The organism is Okeania sp. KiyG1, from assembly GCF_014132355.1.
In the GTDB taxonomy this organism is placed as follows: domain Bacteria; phylum Cyanobacteriota; class Cyanobacteriia; order Cyanobacteriales; family Microcoleaceae; genus Okeania.
On sequence record NZ_BLZO01000096.1, the window covers coordinates 1 to 7,742 of the forward strand.

At 39.6% G+C, this 7,742-nt stretch carries 7 protein-coding genes and 2 pseudogenes; 8 read left to right on the forward strand and 1 reads right to left on the reverse strand.

Translation table 11 applies throughout. The annotated features are described in order from the left end of the window. From SAGCYANO_RS23560 to SAGCYANO_RS23570, 3 genes and pseudogenes are all read left to right on the forward strand, one after another. Positions 1-397, forward strand: a pseudogene (locus SAGCYANO_RS23560) (hypothetical protein); the annotation flags it as partial. Further along, a complete protein-coding gene (locus SAGCYANO_RS23565) occupies positions 369-584 on the forward strand; it encodes a hypothetical protein (RefSeq protein WP_202222314.1) in 216 nt (71 codons plus the stop codon). The pseudogene SAGCYANO_RS23560 and the gene SAGCYANO_RS23565, both read left to right, overlap by 29 nt. A 29-nt stretch (positions 585-613) precedes the next feature. Next, positions 614-1,165, forward strand: coding sequence for a hypothetical protein (locus tag SAGCYANO_RS23570; RefSeq protein ID WP_202222315.1), 552 nt, complete (start codon positions 614-616; stop codon positions 1,163-1,165). A 185-nt stretch (positions 1,166-1,350) separates the two neighbouring features. Here SAGCYANO_RS23570 and SAGCYANO_RS23575 read toward each other — a convergent pair whose 3' ends face one another. Then, entirely contained in the window at positions 1,351-1,617 is a 267-nt protein-coding gene (locus tag SAGCYANO_RS23575; protein ID WP_202222316.1) for a hypothetical protein, read from the reverse strand. Positions 1,618-1,942: 325 nt separating this feature from the next. Between SAGCYANO_RS23575 and SAGCYANO_RS23580 the strand changes: the two genes are divergently transcribed. From SAGCYANO_RS23580 to SAGCYANO_RS23600, 5 genes and pseudogenes are all read left to right on the forward strand, one after another. Beyond that, positions 1,943-3,352: a cytochrome P450 gene (locus SAGCYANO_RS23580; protein ID WP_237396590.1), complete on the forward strand. Its 1,410-nt coding sequence runs from the start codon at positions 1,943-1,945 to the stop codon at positions 3,350-3,352. A gap of 213 nt (positions 3,353-3,565) precedes the next feature. Continuing rightward, the gene (locus SAGCYANO_RS23585; protein WP_237396592.1) at positions 3,566-4,360 is read left to right on the forward strand and encodes a VCBS repeat-containing protein; all 795 of its coding nucleotides are present in this window, start codon (positions 3,566-3,568) and stop codon (positions 4,358-4,360) included. A 48-nt stretch (positions 4,361-4,408) separates the two neighbouring features. Then, positions 4,409-5,185: a VCBS repeat-containing protein gene (locus SAGCYANO_RS23590; RefSeq protein ID WP_202222318.1), complete on the forward strand. Its 777-nt coding sequence runs from the start codon at positions 4,409-4,411 to the stop codon at positions 5,183-5,185. Between the two features lie 100 nt (positions 5,186-5,285). Beyond that, positions 5,286-6,629, forward strand: coding sequence for a cytochrome P450 (locus tag SAGCYANO_RS23595; protein ID WP_202222320.1), 1,344 nt, complete (start codon positions 5,286-5,288; stop codon positions 6,627-6,629). A 120-nt stretch (positions 6,630-6,749) separates the two neighbouring features. Continuing rightward, positions 6,750-7,742: pseudogene (locus SAGCYANO_RS23600) on the forward strand (hypothetical protein); the annotation flags it as partial.

Genomic DNA, 7,742 nt, shown 5'->3' on the forward strand with positions numbered 1-7,742 from the left:
AATCAAAAGCTTAATCATAAGTTTGTACTATGGGGGAAATATGACCCAAGGCAAACTATTAGAGTTTTTAGAGGATATGGGCATCTCCATGTCAGCCGGGAATTTGTCTAATTTATTAATCAAAAACCAGTCTGGTTTTGAAACAGAAAAAAGCGAAATTTATGAAGCCGGACTATTAAGTAGTCCCTGGCAGCACTTTGACCAAACGGGAGCCCGAGTGGGAGGAGTAAACTATACCACGAATGTAGTGTGTAACCCTCTTTATACGGTCTACTTTACCACTGCCAACAAAGATAGATTAAGTGTACTTCAAGGTTTACTGAACGCAAAAGAACTAAAGTTTATTCAAGGGCCCCTTCACCAACTCAATGTTGGAAACCTTACGTATACCAGATAAATGGAAGAAGTCTCTAGAATTGTTGCCCCAAGACACTGTATTGAATTCCACAGAGTTTAATGGGCTACTAGATAGACATTTACCATTATTAGGGTCACAAATGCGTAAACGTATTTTAGAAGCAGCAGCAATTGCTTTTTTATCATCAGCAAAGGGAGTGGCCAGTCATCAAGACTCTCCTATGTGATGATGCACCAACCTTCAAGTTACTAACTGATGAGTTGGCTTTGTGTTGGATACATGAGGGACGACATTATAAAAAAGTTAACTCCCAAAGTTAATTATCATCAAAAACTCCTGGAACAATTCTTGGATGATTTTTGGGATTACTATCGAGAGTTACTTGCTTATAGAGATGCTCCCACACTTTCAACAGCCCATAGATTACGCTCTGAATTTTCTCGACTTTTCGGGACTCAGAGTGGTTATCAGCAGTTGGATGAACGAAAACGATTAACTGTTACCAAAATCTCGGAGTTGTTGCTGGTGTTAGACCATCCCGAATTGCCATTACATAATAACCCGGCGGAGTTAGCTGCTAGGACTATGGTGAGAAGACGCCATATCAGTTATGGAACTCAGACGATTGAAGGGACTGCATCTTGGGATACTTTTATGTCCCTTGTTGCTACTACTCGTAAGCTGGGATTGAGTTTTTTTGAATATGTACGCGATCGCATTTCCCAGATAGGTAATATTCCCTCTCTAGCAACTATTATTTACGATCGCTCTTGTGTTAATTGCTTTGGTTTGTCTTGGCAGAAATAATTGCCTACCCCATCATATTCAGTGGATACGATACGATCACTCCCTATTTTATCAATCCATTTGATTGGCCTTGGCAGTTATAATCATTCCCTACCCCATCATATTGAGTGGATACAATTATCACATATTATTCCATATTGCTATATTTTTGTTTTTTCAATACTCTACAACCCGATCTAATTTTTTTATTTTGTTAATAACACAATTATTAATAGCATTAAGTGTTTCAAAATTTTCCAGTAATAACTCTTGCTGGTCAAATATAAAATCAAACTTTTTTCCAAAATACTAATTAAACGAAAGATATTTATAGAGTCAATTATTCCTTCTTCAACAAGAAGTAAATTGTTTTCTAAATGACCTTCAAATTGCTCAGATATACACTCCTTTAATATCTGCTCTTTTATTAAATTTTCTATCTGTCTTTTGGTGTAATGTTTTACTTTTTTCATGGTCGATTATACTATCAAGTGTTAACAACAATTACAAATGTATTGCTTGTTTTCAGTTAGAGATCGCCTACTTGCTATTCCCATGATACAATCTGACGTGACTTTTGCAAGATATCTAATGTAATAATTAATCTGTCAAACCCCAGATATGAGGTGCTAACATTGCTTCTAGCGGTGGAGCAAAAATGCAAAAGTGTTGAACGAAATCAATATTGCGTCTAAAATTATACACATCACGCCTTTCTCTATCTTAACATTCAACACTTCTGGTACAAATGGTATTGAAGGAGAGAAGAAAAACTCAACGAATTTTTGAGATGTTAGTGTGATAAGATGGGCAAAACCAAAGTGCGCTATCTTCAAAATGATGAAACTACCTGATACTCCTAAAGCTCCCCATTGGTTGCAGAAAATTCAGTATTTTACTGACCCCATCGGCTATCTGGAAAGTAATCGCGAACGCTATGGCGACATTTTTTATACCCCAACATCCGATAATTACAAGCGGCTATTGTTAGTTAGCCATCCAGAAGGATTAAAACAACTATCGAGTGAGGAAAGCAAAGCATTTGATGCTCCTGGCCAAGAGACTCTGAGATTCTTATTAGGAGATAACTCAGTGATACTTCTGGAAGGCGATGCTCACCAACGAGAACGAAAATTATTAATGCCTTGTTTTCAGCAGAAGAGGATAGGAGCTTATGGACAAATTATCTGTGCTGTGACAGAGCAAGTATTTAGCCAGTTAACCCCTGGTACAACTTTTTCTGCCTGTAGTGTTGTCGGGGACATTACTCTAGACATAAACTTAAATCTAGTCTTTGGTCTCAACGAGGGAAAATCCTTCCATAAACTTAAACAATTGATGAGTGAGTTAATGAATTCCTTCACCTCTCCGTTAATTTCCAGTGTGATTTTGTTTCCTTCCTTGAGAAAGGATTTGGGTGCTTGGAGTCCCTGGGGATACCTTCGTCGCTTAATACAGCAAATTAACGAGTTTCTCTACACTGAAATTCGCAATCTCCGTGTACAATACAACCCTGAGCGTACTGATATCCTAAACTTACTTCTGTTAGCAAAAGATGGAGAAGGTCAAGGGATGAGCGATCGACAATTACGTGATGAGTTACTTACTCTAACTCTTGCTGGATATGACTCAACAAGAAATGCTGTATGTTGGGCTTTGTACTGGATTCACCTGCATCCTGAAGTCCGCGAAAAGTTGCTCCAGGAATTGGATACGTTGGATGAGTTCTCAGAACCAATGACTATTTTTAAGCTACCATATCTCACTGCTGTGTGCAATGAAAGCTTGCGGATTTGTCCAGTTGCATTTATTAACGTCACACGGGAAGTAAAAGAGCCAGTAGAACTCATGGGTTATCAATTAGAACCGGGTACAGGGGTGTGTGCTTCTATATATTTAACTCATCACCGTGAAGATTTATACCCAGACTCGAGGAAATTTAAACCCGAAAGATTTTTAGAAAGGCAATATACACCCTATGAGTTTATACCTTTTGGTGGTGGCTCCCGTCGTTGTCTTGGGGAGAATTTAGCGCTCTTGGAGATGAAGTTGATATTGGCAACTATCCTCTCTAATTATCAACTAGCTCTAGCTAATAATCAATCGGTCAAGTCCCAAAGACGAAATCAATGGGTCAAACTCGAGAGACGAGGTCTTAGCACCTCTCCTAGCGATGGACTAGAAATGGTATTGAGGGGGAAACGATAAAGTTAACAAGTTCTTGAGACCTCGATATTTCACCCAACTGCACACTGCTATAGAGTTATATCAATGGTATGAGACCTGTACTACCCTTGAAAAAAAATATCCCTAGTTTACTAATGAGTACAAAAATATTATATTTAAACAGTGGGGATAAAAAACTCCATACTTCAGTAAAAAAATACAAAAAGCTAGTTGAAGAGTACTAGCCCCTAAAATATGAGTGACAAAATTGAAAAGACAATCAAAAGTATCATCTGCTTGCGGCCTTCTCATCTGATTGAGGAACTCAAAAAAATGGCAGCTAGTATTCGCTGGACTCTCTTATTAAGTGCGTTAATATTTTTGGGAGGCTCCTGCTTATGGTCATCTCCGGCTAATGCCCTTACTGCTACTGCTAACTTTCAAGAGATTGTAGTAGACGACAATCTTAAAGATGGTTACTGGATTGAAGCTGTTGATGTTAACAATGATTCCCAACCTGACTTAGTCACTTCGGGTTTTACTATTGGAGAAGTTTCTTGGTATGAGAACCCGGGCGATCTAACACCGCAATCAGAATGGAAAAAGCACCCTATGATTACGCCAAAAATTGTGGCAACAGTTCCTCCCAAAATTAACGAAGACAGTAAGACTGATGGCGAGACTACTTATGCCCTAAGTCATGTCTTAGATGATTCGTATTACTACCTGTTAGATGCTTTTATAGAAGTCGTCGATTTTGATGGTGATGGACAGCCTGAGTTACTTCTTGCCGAGCATGGTCCAAAGCCAATATTTCAAGGCATCTTCTACTATAAACTCATTAAACAGGAAGGAGATATCAGACCAACCCTAACCATTGAGAGAACTAAACTTTCTTCTTTATCTACTGCTCGAATTGCCATTGAAGACTTTGATGGAGATGGGAAGCTAGACTTTGCTACTGCTGGGAACTACGCCCAAGACCGCTTCTCGCTAGACAAACCTCAAGTTCTCGTTTTCCTAAATCGTATTGGCAGCAGTACCAAATGAGAACGTATTCTTCCCTGAAAAATATTGAAGACCACTAGAGACCAAAACATGAGCAACTCAATTGAAAAGACAATCAAAAACTTCATCTGCTTACTGCCTTCTCATCTGATTGAGCAACTCAAGAAAGTTACAGCTAATATTCATTCGAGTCTATTATTAGGTGTATTAGTATTTTTGGGAGTTTCCTGCTTATGGCTATCTCCAGCTAATGCTCTGACCAATCCTCCAGATTTCCAGGAAATTGTAGTAGACGACAATCTTAAAGATGGTTACTGGCTTGAAGCTGTTGATGTCAACAATGATTCCCAACCGGATTTAGTCACGTCTGGTTTAGCTATTGGGGAAATTGCTTGGTATGAAAATCCGGGTGATTTTACAGCACAATCTGAATGGAAAAAGCACCCGATGATTACCTTGCCAAAACCTCATACCAACATGGATCAAGAGAGTGAGATGAGTGACAAGGCTAGTACTTGGTCGAACTTGGCCATAGATGGAGTCGATAACCAAATAGTACAGGGTTTTTTAGGGATTGCTGATTTTGATGGTGATGGATACGATGAGTTTATTATTTCGGAGCGTAGTCCCAATCCATTGTTCCAAGGTATTATCTACTATCACCTAATTGGGCAAGAAGGAGCTACAGCCTTCTTTGAGAGAACTACACTGTCTGTTTCATCTTTCAATCGAATTGCTGTTGAAGACTTTGATGGAGATGGAAAGATTGATTTTGCTACCACTAAAGACTATGCTCCAGGTAGCTTCTCGGCAGGCAAACCTCAACTTATGGTTTTCCTAAATCGTATTGGCAGCAGTGCCAAATAAGAACCTGTTTTTATCATAGTTACAAGATACCCCTCTTTGGTCATTCGCTGAAAAGAGGGGTAATATTTTGTATAAAATTGTTCATTGTTACTGCTTCAATATGATGAAACTACCTGATAGTCCCAAAACTCCCCATTGGCTGCAGAAAATTCAGTATCTTACCAACCCCATCAGCTATCTGGAAAGTAATTACCAACGCTATGGTGATATTTTTAACGCACCAATTTTTGGTTATGGCAACCAGCAATTTTTAGTGGGCCATCCCTTGGGATTGCAAAAACTATTTACTAGGGAGGGTAAAGAAATTTATGTTTGTAAGAATGAAGTTACGGGAGTTGTAGTAGGAGATAACTCAACACTTGTTATGGAAGGCGATTCTCACCGATGGCAACGGAAATTAGTCATGCCTCATTTGCAGCAAAAGAACATAATTGCTTATGGGCAAACTATCTGCAAGTTGACAGAGCAAGTCTTTAGCCAGTTAACTCCTGGTAAAACTTTTTCTGCCTTTAGTGTTGCAGAGGAACTTTCCCTAGAAATATTGGTAAACATTGTCTTTGGTATCCAAGAGAAAGAACGCTTTCAGCAATTCAAACAACTGGTTGTTGAGTTCTGGGATTTGGCGACAAGTCCGTTAATTGCCAGCGCGATTCTGGTGCCTTTGTTGAGAAAGGATTGGGGGAGTTGGAGTCCTTGGGGACGCTTTCTTCACTTACAGCAGCAAATTGACCAATTGCTCTACACTGAAATCCGCAATCGCTGCGCACAATCTAACCCTGACAGCACTGATATCATGACCTTGCTCCTATCAGCCCGTGATGAAGATGGCCAAGGAATGAGCGATCAACAATTACGGGATGAGTTAATGGGCTTACTTACGGCTGGAACTGAAACAACTGCAACTGGTATAGCTTGGGCTTTGTATTGGATTCACTACCATCCCGAAGTCCGCGAAAAGTTGCTCCAGGAATTGGAGACCCTGGATGAGTCCCCAGAACCCATGACTATCTTTAAACTTCCATATCTCACAGCTGTATGCAATGAAAGCTTGCGGATTTATCCACCAGTAATGTTCACTTTCCCACGAGAAGTAAAAGAGCCAGTCGAACTCATGGATTTTCAATTGGAACCAGGTACACAGGTGTATGGTGCTGTTTATTTAACTCATCATCGTGAAGATTTATACCCAGAGTCCAAGAAATTTAAACCAGAAAGATTTTTAGAAAGGAAATATACACCCTATGAGTTTTTACCTTTTGGTGGGGGTTCGCGTCGCTGTCTTGGGGAGAATTTAGCGCTATTTAAGATGAAGTTGGCACTGGCAACTATCCTTGACAATTATCAACTCGCTCTGGTTGATCGTCAATGGCGAAAGCCTTCAGTAAAAGGTATTGCACTGATTCCTAGTGGTGGGGGAAAAATGGTATTGAAGGGGAAGCGATAAACTTGAACAAGTTTTTGAGACCTTATCGTCATTTCCTGAAGGCTAGAGAAATCAAGCTGTTTACTTTGACAATTACACAACTAGGATGTTCCCATGAAAAACTGTATTAGGAGTAACACAATGAATCAGAAGCTTAAAACTTTAATTATCGGTTCTATAGTCTGTCTAGGATTAATCATTATTCCTATTTTAATATCTTCTTTCCTGTTAAATTCTCCAGTTTTAGCCTCGCCCGTCCAGGAAAAGCTTGAACGAGTAGAAATAATAGATAATCTTGGTAGTTATCATTATCCTATTTCCACTAGCTCTGACTTAGCTCAAAAGTATTTTGATCAAGGTTTAATTCAGAGCTACAGTTTTAATGATGCTGAAGCTGCTCGTGCTTTTAGTGAAGCAAGTAGGCTAGATCCTAATTGTGCCATGTGTTACTGGGGATTAGCTTATGCTCTTGAACCCAGTATCAAGGCACTAAGGACAAATGAGCAAGTACCAGAGGCTTGGCAAGCAATTCAACAAGCGATCACCCTAAGTAACAACGCCTCTCCCAAGGAACAGGCTTTGATTAAAGCTTTAGCACAGCGTTATTCGGAACAACCGGTTGCCGATCGCTCCTCGCTTGATTTAGCTTATGCTCAAGCAATGAAGCAGGTTTTTCAAGATTATCCCGATGATTTAGATGCAGCAACTTTATATGCACTATCCCTGATGTATACAATTCCTTGGGACTATTGGCAGGATAATGGGGAAATAAAACCAGAAGCCAAGCCTATGTTAGAAACTTTTGAATCAGTTTTAGCCAGAAATCCTCAGCATCCGGGAGCGACTCACTTCTATATCCATGCTGTTGAGAAAGAAAAACCGATATTAGGTATTCAAACTGCTGATAATCTACGAAATGCATTTCCCGGTTCCGGACATCTGGAGCATATGCCATCTCACATCTACATTCGAGTAGGACGCTACCAAGATGCGGTCATTGCTAATCAAAAAGCCATTATAGCGGATCTTAAATATCTGGCATCCCCTCATCCTGAAAGTATTTATACTATGGCTTTTGTTCCTCATAACTACAATTTCCTCTGGTTTGCAGCAGTAATGAGTGGACAGAGTGAA

What these genes read in the sequence shown, in the direction of transcription:
- SAGCYANO_RS23565 (WP_202222314.1), top strand. Translation starts at nt 369, where the DNA reads ATGTTGGAAACCTTACGTATACCAGATAAATGGAAGAAGTCTCTAGAA.
- SAGCYANO_RS23570 (WP_202222315.1), top strand. Translation starts at nt 614, where the DNA reads ATGAGTTGGCTTTGTGTTGGATACATGAGGGACGACATTATAAAAAAG.
- SAGCYANO_RS23575 (WP_202222316.1), bottom strand. Translation starts at nt 1,617, where the DNA reads ATGAAAAAAGTAAAACATTACACCAAAAGACAGATAGAAAATTTAATA.
- SAGCYANO_RS23585 (WP_237396592.1), top strand. Translation starts at nt 3,566, where the DNA reads ATGAGTGACAAAATTGAAAAGACAATCAAAAGTATCATCTGCTTGCGG.
- SAGCYANO_RS23590 (WP_202222318.1), top strand. Translation starts at nt 4,409, where the DNA reads ATGAGCAACTCAATTGAAAAGACAATCAAAAACTTCATCTGCTTACTG.
- SAGCYANO_RS23595 (WP_202222320.1), top strand. Translation starts at nt 5,286, where the DNA reads ATGATGAAACTACCTGATAGTCCCAAAACTCCCCATTGGCTGCAGAAA.